This is a genomic window from Pantoea sp. GM01 (assembly GCF_000282675.1).
Classification (GTDB): Bacteria; Pseudomonadota; Gammaproteobacteria; order Enterobacterales; family Enterobacteriaceae; genus Pantoea; species Pantoea nemavictus.
This window is the reverse complement of record NZ_AKIU01000087.1, coordinates 21620-41394: the sequence shown is the minus strand read 5'-3', so window position 1 is coordinate 41394 and position 19775 is coordinate 21620. Positions and strand designations below refer to the sequence as shown.

Below are 19775 nucleotides of genomic sequence, written 5' to 3'. Positions count from 1 at the left end.
CCCCCCCCAGCCGATGGCGAACGAAAGTTGCTCAGCGCTTAACTAATCGGCATTACGCCATTCATGGCGACCCTGTTAATGCGCAGGCTTCAGAATCCGATGCACATTGCTCTCTAACCAATCTGCCAGCCCAGTCACCTGCCCTTCCACTTCGCGGCCTAGCGACGTTAAGCGATATTCCACATGCGGCGGCACCACTTCATAGGCGATGCGCTCAACAAAACCATCCTCTTCCATATAGCGCAGCGTCTGCGCCAGCATGCGTTCGCTTACGCCACCAATCTTGCGACGCAGTTTGCTAAAACGCAGGGTGTCTTCGCGCAGCGCCAGTAAAATCAGTACGCTCCAGCGACTGGTAATGCGTTTTAGCACTTCGCGCGAAGGACAATTGACGTTAAGCAACTCGCCGCGCGTAAATTTTTCACTCATCTTTTCAGACATTTATCTTGCCTTCTGCAAACTAACAAATCTGTAAGTACTTACTATAAGTTAGCTTATCCCGTAGGCTGTTTTCATTCCAGCTCAAACTGAAGGAGAACATCATGATTGCGATTACCGGCGCCACTGGCCAACTGGGCCGTTTGGTGATTAACGAGTTATTGAAAAAAGTGCCCGCCAGCGACGTGATTGCAGCGGTGCGTTCACCTGAGAAAGCGACCGATCTTCAAGCGCTAGGCATCACGCTGCGTGCGGCGGATTACAGCAAACCGGAAACTCTGCAGAGCGCATTTGCCGGTGTTGATAAGCTGCTGCTGATTTCATCCAGCGAAGTCGGCCAGCGTGAAGCACAGCACAAAGCCGTGATCGACGCGGCCAAGGCAGCGGGCGTGAGCTTTATCGCTTACACCAGCTTGCTACATGCCGAGTCTTCACCACTGGGTTTAGGCGTTGAGCATCGCGCTACTGAAGCGCAGCTGAAAGCGTCGGGCATTCCGTTTGCGCTGCTGCGTAACGGCTGGTACACCGAGAATTATGCCGCGAGCATTGCCCCAGCGCTGGCGCATCATGCCTTTATTGGTGCGGTGGGCGAAGGTCGCATCTCATCGGCTGCACGCAGCGATTATGCGGCCGCAGCGGCAGAGGTAATTAGCCGTGACGATCAGGCTGGCAAAGTGTATGAGCTGGCCGGTGACGACAGCTACACGCTGGCGCAATTTAGTGCCGAGATCGCCAAACAGTCTGGTGAGCCAGTGGATTACATCAACCTGCCGCAGGCGGAGTTCGCCGCCGCGCTGAAAGGCGCCGGGCTGCCGGATGGATTGTCCGAGATGCTGGCGGATTCCGATGCCGGTGCCGAGAAAGGCGGTTTGTTCGATGATAGTCATACCCTGAGCAAACTGATTGGTCGCCCAACCACGCCGTATGCGGATGTGATTAAAGCCTCGTTGAAGAAGTAAGGTGCGCTTGGTCCCTCACCCCAGCCCTCTCCCGCAAGCGGGCGAGGGAGCCGATCGAGTCCGCTTCAGCCCTAAACATTCCCTCTCCCGCAAGTGGGAGAGGGTTAGGGTGAGGGAAAAACCGCTCAGCTCCCGCTGCGTTTGCCATAAATTGATCAAGCCATTCCGCCCTTTTTCACGCCAATATTAGCGATTTTCTTAATTACAGATAATTCTGTGCAGTTATTTAAACATCCATCCTAAAAGCCGCTTTCAATTCCTGAAATATAGTCCGTTGTAATCGCTGAAAAATCGTAAAAACCCGCGATCCATCGACATGATTTATTACGTTCATAGATAATTCGCATTGTTGTTTCGCCCGTTCAGAGCTCTATAATTTGTTCTTTACGCATTCAAGAATTTACCAGGAGGCTGCTATTAATACTAACCAACAGCAATATAACGCTTTCGAGGATCGACGCGCAGATGCTGAACTGGAGTATCAATATAATCCTCATGAATTTGTCCGCGAAGGTATGCAAGATTCGGAGCCGGAACCTGAGCTGATCGAAGGTCTTCCCGCGCCGGATGCGCTGACGCCTGCCGATCGCTACATGGAACTGTTTGAGCAGGTGCAGACTTCGCACATATTTGCCGACAGCAAAACCTTCCCGGACTGTGCGCCTAAATTCGACCCGCTGGATATTTTAATCCGCTTTCGCCGGCGTAAACGTGCAGCGGATTTTGATCTGGAAAAATTCGTGCACGAACATTTTTATTCACCGCAGGTGAATGAGAGCTTTTATGTTTCTAATCCGGATAAAACCTTAACGGAACATATAGACGACCTGTGGCCAGTGTTAACCAAAATGCCGCAGCAACATTTAGCGCATTCCTCGCTGCTGCCACTGCCAAAACCTTATGTGGTGCCGGGCGGTCGATTTGGAGAAACCTATTACTGGGACTCCTATTTCAGCATGCTTGGCCTCGCCGATGCGGGACGCGACGATCTGCTGCGCCATATGGCGGACAACTTCGCCTGGTTGATTGATAACTACGGTCACGTGCCAAACGGCAACCGGACTTACTATCTCAGCCGTTCGCAGCCGCCGGTGTTTGCGCTGATGGTGGAACTGTTCGAAGAGGATGGCATTCGCGGCGCGAAACGCTATCTCGATCAGTTAATGAAAGAGTATCAATTTTGGATGGATGGCGCGGGAGAACTGATGCCGCATCAGGCCTATCGCCACGTGGTGCGCATGCCAGATGGTTCGCTGCTGAACCGTTACTGGGATGACCGCGACACGCCGCGTGATGAGTCATGGTTGGAAGATATTGAAACCGCGAAAAAATCGGGACGTCCGGCAAACGAAGTGTATCGCGATCTGCGTGCCGGTGCCGCATCAGGCTGGGATTACTCTTCACGCTGGCTGCGCGATCCGCAGCGTCTGGCGAGTATTCGCACCACACAATTTATCCCGATCGATCTCAACGCGTTCCTCTACAAGCTGGAACTGATGATTTCGACGCTGTCGCATGCCAAGGGCGAGGAGCTGACGGCGCTGGCATGGCAGAAAAAAGCCGATGCGCGTAAGCAGGCAATTCACCGCTACCTGTGGGATAACACCGCCGGGGTTTATCGTGACTACGACTGGCGTCGCGAGCGCTTTGGCGCCTTCACCGCCGCTGCAGTGGTGCCACTGTTCCTCGGCCTCGCGTCGCCCGAACAGGCGCACCTGCAGGCCGTGGCGCTGCGTCATTTGCTGTTGACGCAAGGCGGCTTGTTAACGTCGATGGTGGAGAGCGGCGAGCAGTGGGATAAACCAAATGCCTGGGCTCCGCTGCAGTGGATGGCGGTGGTCGGATTGAATCATTACGGCGAAGAGACGCTGGCGACGGAAATTGCCGTCAACTGGCTGAATACGGTGAATAATTTCTATACGCTGCACCATAAGCTGGTAGAGAAATATGACATCAGCGGCGATCGTGCCCGTCCGGGCGGCGGCGGCGAATATCCGCTGCAGGATGGTTTCGGCTGGACCAACGGTGTTACCCGCCGGTTAATGACGATGTATGGGCATTTACTGGCGGATTGAGATGGTGCGCTGATGCCTTAAAGGCCCTCTCCCGCAAGCAGGAGAGGGAATAATTAGGGGTGAGAAGATTAAATATTGCAGCAGACAGTCATAACGTATTCGCTGGATTAGTCCCCCCTCCCGCCTGCGGGAGAGGGAATAATTAGGGGTGAGAAGATTAAATATTGCAGCAGACAGTTATAACGTATTCGCTGGATCAGTCCCCTCTCCCGCCTGCGAGAGAGGGTTAGGGTGAGGGAAAAACCGCACCTTACTTCTGTAAAAACGCCAGCAAATCTGCATTCAGCTGATCCTGATGCGTCACCGCAAAGCCATGCGGGCCGTTCTCGTAAACCTTCAATTCCGAACCTTTAATCAGCTCATGCACCAGTTTACCGGTGGCTTCAAACGGCACGATCTGATCGTTACTGCCATGGATCACCAGCGTTGGTACATCAACCTTAGCGATATCTGCGCGGAAATCGGTCTCGGAGAAGGCGGTCACACAATCAATAGTGCCTTTTAGCGATGCCAGCAGCGCAATATTTAGCGTCTGCGTCAGCACGCCGTCAGAAACTGTTTGCCCAGCGTTGATGCCATAGAACGGCGTAGCGAACTCTTTGATAAACTGCGCCCGATCTTTACGTAAGCCATCTTTAATGCCATCAAACACCGACTGCTCAACGCCCTCGGGATGATCGGCGGTTTTACCGAAGATAGGCGTGACCGCGCCCAGCAGCACCAACCCTTTCACTTTCTCCGTGCCGTAGCGCCCGATATAGCGCGACACATCGCCGCCGCCCATTGAGAAGCCCACCAGCGTCACCTCATTCAACTGCAGATGCTCAATCAGACCATGAATATCGTCGGCAAAGGTATCGTAGTCGTAGCCTTCCCACGGCTGCTCGGAGCGACCAAAGCCGCGACGGTCAAAAGCAATAACGCGGTAGCCACGTTCAGCCAGGAAATTCAGCTGGCTATCCCACATATCGGCATCCAGCGGCCAGCCGTGACTAAACAGCACCGGTTGACCTTTACCCCAATCTTTAAAATAGAGATTAACGCCGTCTTTCGTCTTGAATGTGCTCATGTTTTTTGCTCCGTAAGTGAGTGATATTGTGTCTGCCAATCAAACTACATCGAGCGAGGGGAAAAACCTAAAGCAGAGATTTTGACAACTTGTTCAATCTTTTTTGCGGCTCAAGCGCTGTTAAAAAAGCCTGGACAAGTTGATGGATTTTTTCCGCTATCAAGCAGACTGCAGGCTTCGTAAGGTGCTTACATCGCACTCTTACAGGAACATGATGATGAGCCAGCCCCAATCAGCCACGCCGCGCAGCGGTGCCTTCTCTCCCTTCGGTTACGGGTTATTCGCCCTGATCTGGACCGCCTCGGTACTCGGCAATACCGGCAGCTTTATCCGCGATGTCGCCAGCGCCTGGCTGGTGACCGGCTTATCGGATAACCCCACCGCCGTAGCACTGATGCAAACCGCTGCGACCTTGCCGGTGTTCCTGCTGGCGCTGCCCGCGGGCGTGCTGTCAGATATTGTTGACCGCCGCCGCTTGCTGATTGTAGTGCAAATATTAATGGCCAGCGTCAGCGGCACCCTGCTGCTGCTGTCGCATAACCACTGGCTGACCGTCGAATGGTTAATCGGGCTGACCTTCGTCGGCGGGATCGGCGCGGCGCTGTTTGGTCCTGCCTGGCAGGCGATTGTGCCGGAGCTGGTACCGCGTCATGAGTTGAAAAACGCCGTGGCGCTTAACTCGCTCGGCATCAACATCGCGCGCGCCATTGGTCCGGCTACGGGCGGATTGCTGCTGGCCAGTTTTGGGGCGATGGCGGCCTACGGAGCGGATGTGGCGAGCTACTTTTTCGTTATCGCCGCGCTGCTGTACTGGAAGCGTCCAGCGAAAGCCAAAACCGAGCTAAATGAACACTTCTTCGGCGCGTTCCGGGCTGGCTTACGTTACGTGCGCGCCAGCCACGATCTGCACCGCGTGTTATTGCGTGCCGCGCTGTACTTCGCCTTCGCCAGCGCCATTTGGGCGTTACTGCCGTTAGTCGCCCGCAACATGCTGCAAGGCACCGCTGGCTTCTACGGCTTGCTGCTCGGCGCGGTGGGCGGCGGTGCCATTGCCGGCGCGCTGCTGCTGCCGCGTCTGCGCAGCGCAATGAGCCATGATGGCCTGCTGCTGCTCTCTGCGGTGCTGAGCGCGCTAGTGATGCTGGGATTAGCCATGAGTCCGCCGCAGTGGCTGGCGCTGCTGCTGATGCTGGTATTGGGCGTGGGCTGGATTATCGCGCTCACGACGTTGAACGGCGTCGCGCAAGCGGTGCTGCCCGATTGGGTGCGCGGTCGCGGTTTAGCGGTCTATTTGATGGTGTTCAACGGCACGCTGGCGGGCGGCAGCCTGGCATGGGGCTTAATCGCCCAACATATCGGCCTGGCCAATACGCTGCTGATCGCCGGAGCGGGCCTGATTATCAGCGCGCTGCTGCTGAAACGTCTGGTGTTGCCAGCCGGTGAAGCCGATCTGCAGCCGGCGCTGCACTGGGTGGAACCGCAGGTGGATGCCAACCTCGATGTGCGTCAGGGGCCGGTATTGATTCAGATTCGCTATCGCGTGATGCCAGAAGATCGCGCCGCGTTCAAACTGGCTATCCATAAGCTGGCGCAGTCACGCCGCCGCGATGGCGCTTACTCATGGGGATTGATGGCGCAAACTGACGACCCCAACGCGCTGCTGGAGTGGTTTCTGGTGGAGTCGTGGCAGGAGCATTTGCGTCAGCACCAGCGCGTTTCCCACGCTGATGCTGCGCTGCAACAGGCGGTGCTGCAATATCATCAGGGCGAAGATGCCCCACAGGTCAGCCACCATATCGCCATCTGATTACGCAGGCAGGTAGATATCATGCAAACCTGGCAGCGTGAGGAGATGCTCACGCCACCAGGTTGCGGCATTACCGCAGGCGCTTTCGTTCCATGCCAGGTACGCCATATCGCGACGGCATTCGCTATCCAGCTGGCGCGCCACCAGCGCCCCACTTGCCAGATGTGGACGTGCCAGATAGAGCGGCAAATAGCCGCAGCCAAGGCCATCCAGCTGCGCCTGCAGCTTGGTGGGGAAATCGTGCACGCTCAAGGTTTTCTGTTCATCCAGCACGCGTAAATCAACGCCCACCCCGTGACGCGAGGAGTCGTGCACGGTGACGGCGCGATACTGACGAATCAGTTCGCGCTGCAGCGGCTCCGCTGCACTGGCTAACGGATGCCCGGGCGCAACCGCGAACACGTATTCCAGCCAGCCCAGCGGTTGGCATACGATCTCTTTGCGCGTGGCGGGCTCTTGCACCGCGCCAAAGACAATGTCCGCTTCGCCATAGTTAAGCGCTTCCCAGCAGCCGGAGAGCACGTCCTGACGGAACTGCAGCTGGGTATGTGGATGCTGCTGATAAAACGCATCAATCAGCGGCGTCAGCAGGCTAAACGGCACGGAGGCATCTACGCTTATTACCAGCTGGCTTTCCCAACCGCTCTCCACGTAGCGCGCCTGCTGTTCCAGTTCATTCACCGCGCGCAGCAGCGTGCGCCCTTTATCGAGCATCAGGCGCCCGGTCGGCGTAAAGGTGGCGCGATGACCAGAACGATCGAGCAGCGTGATTTTCAGGTCGCTCTCCATCTTCTGCACGGTGTAACTCAATGCCGAGGCGGTTTTGAATAGTCGCGCGGCCGCCGCCGCAAAGGTGCCGTGGCGATCCAGCGCGTCCAGAATCAACAGCGCCTCAAGGTTTAAACGCATTGCCCCTCCTCCCCAAAATTTGTTGAACAACAAACCAAAAACAATCCGTTATCAATAACTGCTCTCATTTCGTATTTTTTTAACCAACGAAGCAAGCGCTTTAACACTGACTCAGCCACGCAATGCGAAATCTTTTGGAGAAAAACCATGACAACGGCCTCACTGATTTTCACTAACGGCAAGTTCCACACGGTAGATCGTGCCAATCCGCTGGCCACAGCGGTGGCGATTAAAGACGGCAAATTTCTCGCGGTCGGCAGTGAAGCCGAGGTGATGCGCTTCGCCGGAAGTGACACACAAATTATTGATGCCAAAGGTCACACCGGTATTCCTGGCCTCAACGATTCGCATCTGCACCTGATTCGCGGCGGGCTGAATTACAATCTTGAGCTGCGCTGGGAAGGCGTGCCGTCGCTGGTGGATGCGTTGCGCATGCTGCGTGACCAGGCGCTGCGCACGCCGTCGCCGCAGTGGGTGCGCGTGGTCGGCGGCTGGACCGAGTTCCAGTTTGCCGAACGCCGCATGCCGACGCTGGATGAGATCAACGCCGCCGCGCCTGACACGCCGGTATTTATCCTGCACCTGTACGATCGCGCCCTGCTCAACCGCGCCGCGCTGCGCGTGGTGGGTTACACCAAAGACACGCCGAACCCGCCGGGTGGCGAGATTCAGCGCGACAGCAACGGCAATCCAACCGGGATGCTGATCGCCCGTCCTAACGCCATGCTGCTGTACGCCACGCTGGCGAAAGGTCCAAAACTGCCGCTGGAGCAGCAGGTGAACTCGACGCGTCAGTTTATGCGTGAGCTAAATCGCCTCGGCCTGACCAGCGCCATTGATGCCGGCGGTGGTTTCCAAAACTTTCCAGATGATTACGATGTGATTTCCGAACTGCATGCCAAAAAGCAGCTGACGGTGCGCATTGCCTACAACCTTTTCACACAGAATCCCGGCCATGAACTGCAGGATTTTGAACGCTGGACCGATATGCTGAAGCCCGGCCAGGGCACTGATTTCCTGCGTCACAACGGCGCCGGGGAAATGCTGGTGTTCTCAGCCGCCGATTTTGAAGATTTTCTCGAACCGCGTCCGGATTTAGCGCCCGGCATGGAAGATGAGCTGGAGCGCGTGGTGCGCCATTTGGTGGAACACCGCTGGCCGTTCCGTCTGCACGCCACCTATAACGAATCGATCAGCCGCATGCTCGACGTTTTCGAGAAAGTGAACCGCGATATTCCGTTTAACGGTTTGCACTGGTTCTTCGACCACGCGGAGACCATCACTGAAGCCAATATTGAACGCGTGAAGGCGCTCGGCGGCGGCCTGGCGGTGCAGCATCGTATGGCGTTTCAGGGCGAATATTTTGTCGATCGCTACGGCAAAGAGGCAGCAAAACAGACGCCGCCGGTGGCGCGCATGCTGGAAGCCGGGGTGCCGGTAGGATTGGGTACCGATGCCACGCGTGTCGCCAGCTACAACCCGTGGACCGCGCTCTACTGGCTGGTGTCCGGTCGCACCGTTGGCGGCATGCAACTGTACGATGATAATGCACGCATTGACCGCGAAACCGCGTTGATGCTGTGGACTAAAGGCAGCGCCTGGTTCTCCAATGAGCAGAGCGCTAAGGGCGAGATCAAAGTCGGCCAGCTGGCGGATCTGGTGCTGCTGTCGAAAGATTTCTTCAGCGTGCCGGAAGAGGAGATCAAAGGCATTGAATCGGTGCTGACGCTGGTGGATGGCGAAGTGGTGTATGCCGCGGGTGGCTTCACGCCGCTGTCACCGCCGCCGGTGCAGGTGCTGCCCGAGTGGTCGCCGGTGGTAACGGTGCCAGGCCACTATCGCAGCGCCCCGCCGCAGGCCAATGGCCGCGCCGCGATGATGCCGAAAGTGCATCAGTGCAGCGGACCGTGCGGCGTGCATAGTCACGCGCACGATGTCGCACGCCAGTCATCGGTGCCGGTGTCGGATAATAATGCGTTCTGGGGCGCGCTGGGCTGTTCGTGTTTTGCGTTTTAGTCCTCTGCGGGCTGGTGCCCTCACCCTGGCCCTCTCCCACAGGGAGAGGGAAACGCTGCCACATGTAATAACGTATTCGCCCGGTCTGTTCCCTCTCCCGCTTGCGGGAGAGGGTTAGGGTGAGGGCATCAAAGCGCAGAGGATGCCAACCCAAACCCCTGCTTACCGTTCTTCTTAATCTGATACATCGCCTCATCGGCACGCGTCAGCGCATCATCAAAACCGTCACGCTCCTGCACCTGGGCAATACCAATCGACGCACCAATCTGCGCATGACCGTTATCAATATCAAACGGCGTCAGCGCCGCATCCAGCACCGCCTGCAGCATAATCCGCACTTTGGGATAGTCGATAAGAAACGGCATCAGCAGCACAAACTCATCGCCGCCGAGGCGGCCAATCACCACGTTCGGTGGCACCACGTCGATGATGCGCTGGCTAAGCTGAATCAGCACCTCATCGCCGCTGCGGTGTCCCAGCGTGTCGTTAACGTGTTTAAAGTTGTCGAGATCAATAAACGCCACACACAGCGGTCCCTGCGCTTTCAGCTTGCTGAACTGCGTGTGCAACGCGTGGCGGTTGGTCAGCCCGGTCAGCGGATCGTGATGCGCCAAAGACGAGAGCTGCGCTTCGTACTGTTTCTCTTTGGTCATATCAATGTGCGTGCCGGTGACCTTGATCGGGTTGCCTGCCTCATCCCATTCGGTGACGCGCCCGCGATCCAGCACCCATTTAATCTTGTCATTCTTGCCCAGCATGCGGTGCAGTGCTTCGTAGTAAGGCGCGCGCCCTTCAATGTGATCGTAAAAGGCTTTCAGCACTTCGTCAGCGTCGTCCGGATGCAGGCGTTCGCGCCACACGTCGAACTGCGCTTTGGTCTCTTTCGGCTGGAAACCCAGCATTGCGCCCCAGCGACGATTAAAGATCACCAGCTTGCCGCTGGGAATATCCAGCTGCCACAAACAAAGACCGGTTCCGTCCAGCGCTGCACTCAGCTTGTTACGCGCGTCATGCGCTATACGCTTCAATCGCGCATTATGCTTTTTCAGGTTTTGAATCTGCTGACGCAGCGCTTCTTCGGACATGATTGGCTGAGGGAGAAGAAATAAGCGCTATTTTGCCTGCCAGGAAGTTTCTGTAAATAAAACAAATGAAAAGCCGATTAGCAGCGGTAAATTGCGCCGACTTCAGGAGTAACGTCGAAACTATGCAGCAAAAACAGCTGACTTAACTTAATTAAGTACCAGCCATAAGTACATCACTTCCCCCTTCTCGTGCGCGGCTGCACTTTTTCATAACAAACCGTCCTCATACGCAACTAAGAAAATTCTTAGTTTTATTTAATTATTGTTGCGCTGCGTGCCGCTGTGAGAAGTCATCTGGCGCATTGAAGTCGCGTCGATAGGCTGCACCGCCACGCTGGCCGTGCATGACGCAGGCATTGATGACTGAGAACTGATTCGTGGGCAAACGCATTCTGAGCATGATTTTTCTATTGGGCTTTTCCCTCTTGGCCTGGAGTGCATCCCCGCTCAATTTCACACCGCGTTATGGCTTAGTGGCGCCGGAAGTGACCCTGAATCCTGCCAGTCAGCAATGGCAAACGCGCCATAAGGTGTTACGCGTTGGCATCTGGAGCCACTCGTTGCCGCCCTATTCGGTTGAGCTGGAAAAAGATGCCTTCGAAGGCTTATCGGCCGACTATCTCGCCATCATCGCCAAAACGCTGAACCTGCCGGTAGAGATCAAAAAATTCGATAGCCGCTTAGAGCTGGTTGATGCACTGAATAATCAGCAAGTCGATTTAATTCCTTACTACCCGCAGTCCGCCAATCACCAGACCAAACTGGCGCTCAGCATTCCCTATTCGCTGGCGCAAAGTGTGTTGATTAGCCGTCGCCAGGCAAAGTTTGATCGCGAGTTGAAAGATAGCCGCTATCAGCTGATGTACTACGGCGATGACGAACTGAAAGCGCTGCTGCACCAGCGCTATCCACAGGCGACGTTAATCCCGGCCTCGCCCCCGCTGTGGGCCTACACCGATACCGCCTTTAAACAAGACGCGGTGTTCTGGAGCAATTCCGCTACCCAGCGCTATTTGTCACAGCGCGGCCTGCAGAACATCATCGAAGCACACAGCACGCCATATACCAATGATGTCGACGCGCGCTTTGCCACCCGCGCCGGCAACGAAGCGCTGATCGCCGCGATCAACGAAATCCTGATCAATATCCCGCTGCGCAATGCGGTACAAATCGCCGAAGCCTGGGGGCTGGATTATCAATCCGTAGTGAAAAATCATCCGCTGGATCTGACTGAAGCAGAAGCCCGCTGGCTGGCGCAGCATCGCGATATCACCGTCAAATACGATCCCATGCATCTGCCTTTCACCTTTCTTGATGAAAAGCAGCGCGTGGCGGGCTTGAGCGTCGATCTGCTGAAACTGATCTCGCAGCGCACCGGCATCCGTTTTCACTACCAGCCGATGCAAGGCCTGGCCAACATGCGCGATGCGCTGGTGAATCAGCGGGATTCACTGATTGTGGTCAGCGATGCCGCCTCGCAGCAAAGTCAGCACATCAGCTACACCCGCTCTTATATCTATTCTCCCTGGGTGGTGATGACCCGCAGCGACAGCCATTGGCGCAGCTTTGATGAGATGGCGGGCAAACGTATCGGCATTTATGAGCGCTCTTACTATCGCTTTGACCTGCGTCGTCGCTGGCCAGAGATCGATTTCAATGAAAATGCCGTCTCGATTGATTCACTCGGGCAACTGCAGGAGAAGCAGGTAGACGGCTTTATCGTGCCGTATGAGTCGGCGCAGTATCTACTCAACAATCACTTTAACGATCGCTTCAAAGTGGCATTTGTGGCGCCATTGCCGATGTTTCGCATGGCGATGGCCGCCAACGCGGCGGATGAGCACTTGATTGCCATCCTCAATAAAGCGCTGTCCGATATTCCCCAACCCACGCTGCAGTCGCTGATGGAGCGCTGGATTAAATACACGCCGCCGGCCACCAGCACCTCGTGGCAAAGCTATCGCAGCTACATATTACGCATTGTCGCGATTACGGGTGCTTGCCTGCTGTTTTTCCTGTGGCGCAACCATTTACTCAAATCTTCGCTGGCGAAACAGCGTCAGCACGAGCGTGAAATCAGCAACCAGCTGCATTACATCGAAACGCTGCTGGATGATGTACGCAAAGCGAAACGAGCAGCGCTGCGTGCCAGCGAAGCCAAAAGTACCTTCCTTTCGCATATGAGCCATGAAATCCGCACACCGCTGGCCGCCCTGATTGGCCTGCTGGAGATCGAGCATTTGGGTCAGAGCGATCAACAGCAAAGGCAGAAGAACATCGATCTGGCGTGGCAATCCTCGCGTTCACTGCTATCGCTGGTGGGCGATATTCTCGACCTGGCGAAAATCGAATCCGGCCACTTCAGCATCCGCCTGATGCCAATGTCCTTGAGCGATGTGGTGTACGACACCGAAGCGCTGTTCCGCCAGGTTGCACACAATAAAGGCCTGGCACTCAAGGTGATGCTGGAGATCGATCAGGATTGCGTGCTGTTCGATGCGGTGGCGCTGAAGCAGATTCTGGCGAACCTGGTGAGTAATGCCATTAAGTTTACCGCGCAGGGCGAAGTGGAAGTGGCGCTGTATCAGGCTGATATCAGCAAACCCGAGTACGTGCTGGAAGTGTGTGACAGCGGCGTTGGTCTCACGCCTGAACAGCAGCAGGCGATTTTCGAACCCTTTATTCAGGTCGATCAGGGCACGAATCGCGTGAGCGGTACTGGACTTGGACTGAATATCTGTCGCCGCCTGGCGGTAATGCTGGGCACCGAGCTGCACGTGGAGAGCGAACCCGATGCCGGCAGCGTCTTTATGCTGCGTTTCACCGCTCAACCCACCACGATAACTGCAGCCGAGGCAGAAACGCCGCAGGTGGATTCGAGCGCTCAGGTTGCCCTGCGCATGCTGATTGTGGATGACAACGCCACCAATCGCATGCTGCTGGCCCAGCAGCTGCGTTACGCCGGACATCATGTGCTGGTGGCCGACGGCGGCGAAGCGGCGCTGGCCCTGTGGCGCGAACATGAACTCGATCGGGTGATCACCGACTGCAACATGCCCGGCATGGATGGCTTCGCCTTTACGCGTCAGCTGCGCGCCGAGGAGAAATTACTCAATCGTCGTGCCGTGCCGGTTTACGGCCTGACGGCGATGGCGGAGGAGCGCGTCGCGCAACTCGCTACCCAAGCCGGTATGAATGGCTGCCTGTTTAAACCGCTGGAGCGCACGCAACTGCTGCAGGTGGTGACGGGCGCGCCGACGCATCAACCCCGCCATGACACCTTGTTGACGCTGGAAAATCTGGCGGCCAACGATCCGCAAGCCTGGCGCGATCTGGTGATCACCGCCCAGCAGCAAAATGCGCGCGACCTCGCTCAGTTACAGCAAGCAGTAGAAGAAGAGGATTTCGCCAGCGCGCGTCATGCCGCACATCAACTGCTCGGCAGCGCCAAACTGCTGCATGCCGAAGCCCTACAGCACAGCTGCTTCGCCAGCGAACAGGCAGCAGAACAACACGACAGTGCGCAACTACAACATCATTTGCCCGCGGTTGTCACCGCAGTGGCAGAGCTGAATACGTTGTTCCAGCGCGCATTAGAAAACAATGACAATGAAGAGGTGAACTCATGAAAGAAGGTGCAATCTGGCAGGTGGCGGTTTTAGACGATCATCCGCTGATCGGTAAAGCCATTCAGTATCGTCTGGCGCAGGAGGCCGATCTGGACCTGGCGGGTGCTTTCTCCCAGCGCCAGCAGCTGATGGCGTTTTTACAGCGCCATACGGTCGATGTGCTGGTGCTTGACTACATGCTCGGCGAGGACGAGCTCGACGGCCTGCAGATGGTTAAACAACTGCGCGTGCGCTATCCCGAACTGAAAATTCTGGTCTCCTCGGCGGTGGAGAAACCGGCCATCGTGCAGCTGCTGCTGAAAGCCGGCGTGCACGGCTTTGTCGGTAAAAGTGAAGACCAGGAAGTGTTGATTACTGCGCTGCATCAGGTGTGTCGCAACAAGCATTTTCTCACCGCAGATATGTTGATGGAGATGGATAAGTTCCACGAAAGCGATCGCGAAATGCATGACTACCTACTGCCGCGCCAGATGGGTGATGAGATCACGCTGATCTTGCGCGAGCTGAGCCCTCGTGAACTCGAAGTGATCCGCTGCTATCTGGATGGCTTAAGCGTCACGCAGATCGCGGTCAAATATGCGCGCAGTCGCAAAACCATCAGCGGACAAAAACAGACCGCGCTGCGCAAATTAGGCTTACGATCCGATCTGGAGTTGTTCAAATACAAAGATCATTTCAATGATCTGGTGGTGCAGCATTAAGGCTCTACCGGCGGGGATAAAGTGTGTTCTGTGACGCGGATCAAGGCATATTCCATGCGTCACGCTATCATGATGTTTACTAGAATGGTAGTTTATCAGTTATCACAGACGATAACGGTGGATGACATTATGCAACTGACAATGCGTTGGTTTGGTCCGAAAGAAGATAAAGTTTCGCTGGAATATATTCGCCAGGTGCCGGGCGTACGCGGCGTGGTTGGCGCACTGTACGACGTGCCGGTGGGTGAAACCTGGCCGGTCGATAAGATCAACGCGCTGGTTGAGCAGGTGCATGCCGCCGGATTAACCGTCGAAGTGATTGAAAGCGTTAACATTCACGACGATATCAAAATTGGCCTGCCGAGCCGCGATCGCTATATCGAAAATTATAAGCAGAGCATCCGCAACCTGGCGGACGCCGGCGTAAAAGTGATCTGCTACAACTTCATGCCGGTGTTCGACTGGATGAAGACCGACATGAACTACGTGCTGCCAGACGGCTCGCTCACCATGGCTTTCGAGAAGAAAGGCATTGATAAGAGCCTCGATGAAGTGGTGCAGGAAGTGTTAGGCAACTCAAACGGTTTCGCCCTGCCGGGCTGGGAACCTGAGCGTCTGGCGAAAGTGCAGGATCTGTTTGCGCAATATAAAGATGTGGATGACAACAAGCTGCGTGAGAACCTCGCTTACTTCCTGCAAGCGGTGATCCCGGTGTGTGAAGAGGTTGGCGTGAAGATGGCGATTCATCCGGACGATCCACCGTATTCGATCTTCGGCCTGCCGCGCGTGGTGAAAAACCGCGACGATCTCGACTGGATCTGTAACGTGGTGGATTCTGAAGCCAACGGCATAACGCTGTGCACCGGATCGATAGCGGAAGATCCGAACAATGATGTCTACGCCATTCTGGCTGAGTTCTCGCGCCGCAAACGTATTCCGTTTGCCCATGTGCGTAACATCAAGATTATTCAGGACAAAGATTTCTACGAGTGCGCGCACCCAACCGAGTATGGCTCGCTGGATATGTATAAAGTGCTGCAGTCGATGCATGACAACGGTTTCGATGGCTACATTCGCTCGGATCACGGCCGCTTTATCTGGGGCGAAACCGGACGTCCCGGTTATGGTTTATACGACCGCGCGCTGGGCACCACCTATTTGCTGGGACTGTGGGAAGCGCTGGGTAAGCGCTAAGTTTGGTGCGTTTTTCCCCTCACCCTAACCCTCTCCCGTCCGCGGGAGAGGGAACCGACCGCGCCCCATCTAACCTTATCTAACTCCATCAATACACCAGCACCTCCCTTTTCTACGCGGATAAGGGCACTTTTTGCTCCCTCTCCCTGTGGGAGAGGGCTGGGGTGAGGGCATCAGCACGCAGCAGACTCTATTCGCAGTAAACTCCGCACAAAGCACAACATAACTAACACCCCTTCCCCCGCTTACCGTTAAATATATACAGTTTAACTGTATATATTCAGAGGGGAATCAGCATGTCAGAACAGAACAAAGCCGTAGTGCGCCACTTCAATCAGCAGGTGATTGCCGACGGCAATCGCCAGGCATTCGAGCAACTCGTCGCAGAAAACTTTATCAACCGCTCCGCACCTGCCGGCGCGCCTAACGATCGCGAAAGCCTGTGGCACACTTTCGATCAGATCCTGCGTCCCGCTTTCTCAGAACTACAGGTGCAGATTGAGGATCAAATCGCCGAACGTGATTGGGTCACCACGCGTAAAACTATTCGCGGCATACACAGCGGATCGCTGATGGGGATCGCACCCACCGGTCTAGCGGTGACGATCGCGGTGATCGATATGGTGCGGATCGAAGCGGGGAAATACGCCGAACATTGGGGCATGAATACGCTGCAGGCGGTGATCAATCAGCTGCGCAGCGCCAATTCGCCCGGCTAAAGCAACTTGCGCAGCACAGCCAGGCCTTGCTGCAGATCGTCGCGATCGTGCTCGTTAAGCCGATCATCAATGCGCGCCGCAATCCACTCAGCGCGCTGTTGACGTGCGGCGGCCAAAGCAGCGCGTGCCTGATCGCTCAGCACGATCACCTGGGCCCGCGCGTCCAGCGCACTTTTTTGCCGCAGCACCAAATCCTGTGACTCCAGCTCGTTAATCACCAGACGCATACTTTGATGCTTCACGCCGCGCAGTCGCGCGAGGTCCGCGATGGAGAGCGCCTGATGGCTGTCGAGCAGATCGAGGGTTTCATATTGCGACGTGCGTACGGTCGCCGTGGCAACACGCACATTACGCACCAGATGACTGACAAGCTGGCGGAGTTCTTCCGCCAGCTGCTGGGTTGAGGTTTCAGTGGTCAAGTTGGCGATTCCGGCAAAATATCTTCGCCCCATTATAGGGAATCGCGATAAATCTGCGCTAACGCCAGGCTTTAAACAGCAAACTGGCATTCACCCCGCCGAAACCAAAGCCGTTAGATAATGCATAGGTCATCGCCGTCGGCTGTGCGGTCAACGCCACCAAATTCAGCCCTGCCGCCGCTTCATCCGGATGTTGCAGGTTCAGGGTTGGCGGGGCAATTTGGTCACGCAGCGCCAGAATCGAGAAGATCGCTTCCACGCCGCCCGCCGCACCCAGCAGATGCCCGGTGGCCGATTTCGTTGAGGTGATCGCCACCTGGCTGCCAGCAAACAGTGCAGCAATCGCCGCCAGCTCACCCTTATCACCCACCGGCGTCGAGGTGGCATGCGCATTAATATGCTGCACCTCAGCAGGGGAAATCCCGGCCTGCGCCAGCGCGGTTTCCATCGCCCGGCGCGCTCCTTCGCCATTTTCCGGCCCGGCGGTGAGATGGTAAGCATCCGCGCTGGTGCCGTAACCCACCAGCTCCGCCAGCGGCGTGGCGCCGCGCGCCTGGGCATGTTCCAGCGATTCAATCACCAGCAAACCCGCGCCTTCGCCCATCACAAAGCCGTCACGGTCACGATCAAACGGGCGCGAAGCCTGCTCAGGACGATCGTTAAAACCGCCCGACATCGCCTTCGCCGCGGCAAATCCCGCCAGGCTAACGCGATGGATCGCCGCTTCAGCGCCGCCACACAGCGCAATATCCGCTTCGCCGCTGCGGATCAGTCGTGCCGCATCGCCAATCGCCTGCGCCCCGGCCGCACAGGCGGTCACCGGTGCGCCAATCGGCCCGCGAAAACCATGTGCAATCGAGACGTGTCCCGCCGCGAGGTTGGCGAGAAACGAAGGAATGGTAAACGGCGACAGCCGACGCGGCCCACGCGCAGTGGTGGTTTCTACCGCGTTGGCGATTTCGTTAAAGCCGCCGATGCCGGTGGCGATCACCGTGGCGGTGCGCTGCTGCTGCGTCACATCCTGCGGCGACCAGTTGGCCTGCGCCAGCGCTTCATGGGCGGCCACCAGCGCGAACTCGATAAAGCGATCCATTTTCTTACGATCTTTGGCGGCAATGATGCCGTCGGGATTAAAGCCGTGCTGCGCATCCTGCTCCAGCGTCGGCACCTGCCCCGCCACTTTGCAGGCGATATCCTGCACCATCTCTGGCGGTAGGGCGCTGATGCCCGATTTTCCCGCCAGCAGCGATTGCCACACCGCCTCCGTGCCGCAGCCAAGCGGCGAGACCAGCCCCATGCCGGTGATTACAATACGTTTGCTCATAAATAACTCCTTTAAACCGCCGGCTTTACATCAAAGAACCGGCGGTGCGAATTTCACTGCGTTGTCTCCAGCGCGTTTTTTCTGCAGATAGTCATGGCGATAGTGCATCATCGGCACCGCCGCCGGGCCGGGTACCATCTGATATTTGTCCAGGCTAAGCGGCTGACCATTTTCGCTATCGACCAGTTGCATCTTCACCGGACGCTGAGTGGCGGTTTCCACCAGCTGCATCTGGCGACCTTCCGGCGAAAAGTGCGTACTGCCCCACTCCGTCAGCGCCAGAATCACGCCGCGAAAATCGCGTCCGATCGGCGTGAGATGATATTCGTAGCGCGCCGGACTGGTGCTGTAACACACCTTCTGCAGCAGGCCATCCTCCACCAGCTCTTTTAGCCGACGCGACAGAATGTTGGGGGCCACGCCGCTGCTTTTCTGGAACTCATCGAAGCGGGTAAAACCGGCCAGCGCATCACGCATGATCAGCATGCTCCAGCCATCGCCGATACGGCCGAGGCTGCGCGCGACAGGACAAGGCATGTTGCAAAGCGGTTGGTTTTTCAAGGCTGGATATCCGACATTGTTTTGGTGTCGAATACTGTTACAGAGTGACTTTCATTTTGCAAGTGACTTGCAGATTGAAAGTTATGATGGCGATAAAAAAGGTGCGCATAAATGCGCACCCTACGTGATTGGTTATGCGGGTTTTGTAGGGTCGCCATTCATGGCGACCAGGATTTAGGTCCGCACCCGCAGCGCCGCCTCAATCTTGTCGGCAATCTTAGTCACCACATACGCAATCACCATGTAGAACACCACCGCAATCAGGAAGGCTTCGAGGTAGTAGAAATTCAGCGCTGCGGTCAATTGCGCCTGAGCGAAGATATCCACCACTTCAATAGCAAACGCCAGCGACAGCGCTTTCATGATCACCATAAAGGCGTTCGCCAGATCGGGGATCGCCGCCACAATAATCTGCGGAAACATTACCCGACGGAACAGCTGGCCGCCGCTGTAGCCCAGCGACAGTGCAGCGTCCGATTGGCCGCTATCAAACGAATTGAGCGCGCCCTTCCACACTTCCGCCTGGAACGCCGCTACGCAGGCGCTCAGCGCGACGATAATGATCACCCAGTTCGGCAGCGAGTGGGCATTCACTTCCACGCCAAACAGGGTGGCAACATAGTGCAGCGCCGGCGGCAAACCGTAATAGGCGAGGAAAATCACCACCACCATCGGCACGCCTTTAAAGGCGATCTTGTACGCGATCACCAGCTGGCGCAGCACGGGAATGCGGCGATGCTCCACAAAGGCGAACAGCCCACCGAGCAGCGTCGAGCAGATAAACACCGTCACCGCCATCAGCAGCGTAACCGGCACCGCATCGAGAATGCTCCAGAAGTCCGGCAGCAAAACCTCAAGATCAAACATGGT

The 19775-nt window shown here is 56.4% G+C and carries 16 protein-coding genes; 8 read left to right on the top strand and 8 right to left on the bottom strand.

Annotated features, from left to right (window positions below):
• Window positions 1–75: 75 nt before the first annotated feature.
• Window positions 76–441: a helix-turn-helix domain-containing protein gene (locus PMI17_RS22415; protein WP_007893142.1), complete on the bottom strand. Its 366-nt coding sequence runs from the start codon at window positions 439–441 to the stop codon at window positions 76–78.
• Between the two features lie 101 nt (window positions 442–542).
• Here PMI17_RS22415 and PMI17_RS22410 point away from each other — a divergent pair, with 101 nt between their 5' ends.
• Together PMI17_RS22410 and treF are read left to right on the top strand one after the other, a co-directional pair.
• Window positions 543–1397, top strand: coding sequence for an SDR family oxidoreductase (locus PMI17_RS22410; RefSeq protein WP_007893140.1), 855 nt, complete (start codon window positions 543–545; stop codon window positions 1395–1397).
• Window positions 1398–1813: 416 nt separating this feature from the next.
• Window positions 1814–3472 (top strand): alpha,alpha-trehalase TreF, encoded by a 1659-nt coding sequence (gene treF / locus PMI17_RS22405; protein ID WP_052013369.1) that lies wholly within the window; start codon window positions 1814–1816, stop codon window positions 3470–3472.
• A gap of 250 nt (window positions 3473–3722) precedes the next feature.
• Here treF and PMI17_RS22400 read toward each other — a convergent pair whose 3' ends face one another.
• Window positions 3723–4541 carry an alpha/beta fold hydrolase gene (locus PMI17_RS22400; RefSeq protein WP_007893136.1) on the bottom strand — a complete coding sequence of 273 codons (819 nt, stop codon included), beginning with the start codon at window positions 4539–4541 and terminating at the stop codon, window positions 3723–3725.
• Window positions 4542–4758: 217 nt separating this feature from the next.
• Between PMI17_RS22400 and PMI17_RS22395 the strand changes: the two genes are divergently transcribed.
• Complete coding sequence (locus tag PMI17_RS22395) at window positions 4759–6348, top strand: MFS transporter (RefSeq protein WP_036622072.1); 1590 nt, start codon at window positions 4759–4761, stop codon at window positions 6346–6348.
• On the opposite strand, the gene PMI17_RS22390 is transcribed toward PMI17_RS22395, so the two are convergent.
• Window positions 6349–7257, bottom strand: a complete 909-nt coding sequence (locus tag PMI17_RS22390) for a LysR family transcriptional regulator (RefSeq protein WP_007893132.1) — start codon at window positions 7255–7257, stop codon at window positions 6349–6351. It lies immediately after the preceding gene.
• Window positions 7258–7404: 147 nt separating this feature from the next.
• On the opposite strand from PMI17_RS22390, the gene PMI17_RS22385 reads away from it, so the two are divergent.
• Window positions 7405–9273 carry an amidohydrolase gene (locus PMI17_RS22385; RefSeq protein ID WP_007893128.1) on the top strand — a complete coding sequence of 623 codons (1869 nt, stop codon included), beginning with the start codon at window positions 7405–7407 and terminating at the stop codon, window positions 9271–9273.
• 128 nt (window positions 9274–9401) lie between these two features.
• Here the strand turns inward: PMI17_RS22385 and PMI17_RS22380 are convergent, their stop codons facing one another.
• Window positions 9402–10358, bottom strand: a complete 957-nt coding sequence (locus tag PMI17_RS22380) for a sensor domain-containing diguanylate cyclase (RefSeq protein WP_007893121.1) — start codon at window positions 10356–10358, stop codon at window positions 9402–9404.
• A gap of 485 nt (window positions 10359–10843) precedes the next feature.
• Between PMI17_RS22380 and PMI17_RS22375 the strand changes: the two genes are divergently transcribed.
• The 4 genes from PMI17_RS22375 (at window position 10844) to PMI17_RS22360 (ending at window position 16601) form a co-directional block, all read left to right on the top strand.
• Window positions 10844–13987, top strand: coding sequence for a transporter substrate-binding domain-containing protein (locus tag PMI17_RS22375; RefSeq protein WP_238541561.1), 3144 nt, complete (start codon window positions 10844–10846; stop codon window positions 13985–13987).
• Entirely contained in the window at window positions 13984–14688 is a 705-nt protein-coding gene (locus PMI17_RS22370; RefSeq protein ID WP_007893117.1) for a response regulator transcription factor, read from the top strand. Before PMI17_RS22375 ends, PMI17_RS22370 begins: the two co-directional genes overlap by 4 nt.
• 129 nt (window positions 14689–14817) lie before the next feature.
• Window positions 14818–15882: a mannonate dehydratase gene (gene uxuA / locus PMI17_RS22365; RefSeq protein WP_036622076.1), complete on the top strand. Its 1065-nt coding sequence runs from the start codon at window positions 14818–14820 to the stop codon at window positions 15880–15882.
• Between the two features lie 296 nt (window positions 15883–16178).
• The gene (locus PMI17_RS22360; RefSeq protein ID WP_007893114.1) at window positions 16179–16601 is read left to right on the top strand and encodes an ester cyclase; all 423 of its coding nucleotides are present in this window, start codon (window positions 16179–16181) and stop codon (window positions 16599–16601) included.
• Here the strand turns inward: PMI17_RS22360 and PMI17_RS22355 are convergent.
• The 4 genes from PMI17_RS22355 to PMI17_RS22340 form a co-directional block, all read right to left on the bottom strand.
• Window positions 16598–17020, bottom strand: a complete 423-nt coding sequence (locus PMI17_RS22355) for a MarR family winged helix-turn-helix transcriptional regulator (protein WP_157178898.1) — start codon at window positions 17018–17020, stop codon at window positions 16598–16600. The genes PMI17_RS22360 and PMI17_RS22355 overlap by 4 nt on opposite strands.
• 58 nt (window positions 17021–17078) lie before the next feature.
• Complete coding sequence (fabF, locus tag PMI17_RS22350) at window positions 17079–18344, bottom strand: beta-ketoacyl-ACP synthase II (protein WP_007893108.1); 1266 nt, start codon at window positions 18342–18344, stop codon at window positions 17079–17081.
• 30 nt (window positions 18345–18374) lie between these two features.
• A complete protein-coding gene (locus PMI17_RS22345) occupies window positions 18375–18905 on the bottom strand; it encodes a helix-turn-helix domain-containing protein (RefSeq protein WP_036622070.1) in 531 nt (176 codons plus the stop codon).
• A gap of 174 nt (window positions 18906–19079) precedes the next feature.
• Window positions 19080–19772 (bottom strand): amino acid ABC transporter permease, encoded by a 693-nt coding sequence (locus PMI17_RS22340; RefSeq protein WP_007893102.1) that lies wholly within the window; start codon window positions 19770–19772, stop codon window positions 19080–19082.
• Between the last annotated feature and the right edge of the window lie 3 nt (window positions 19773–19775).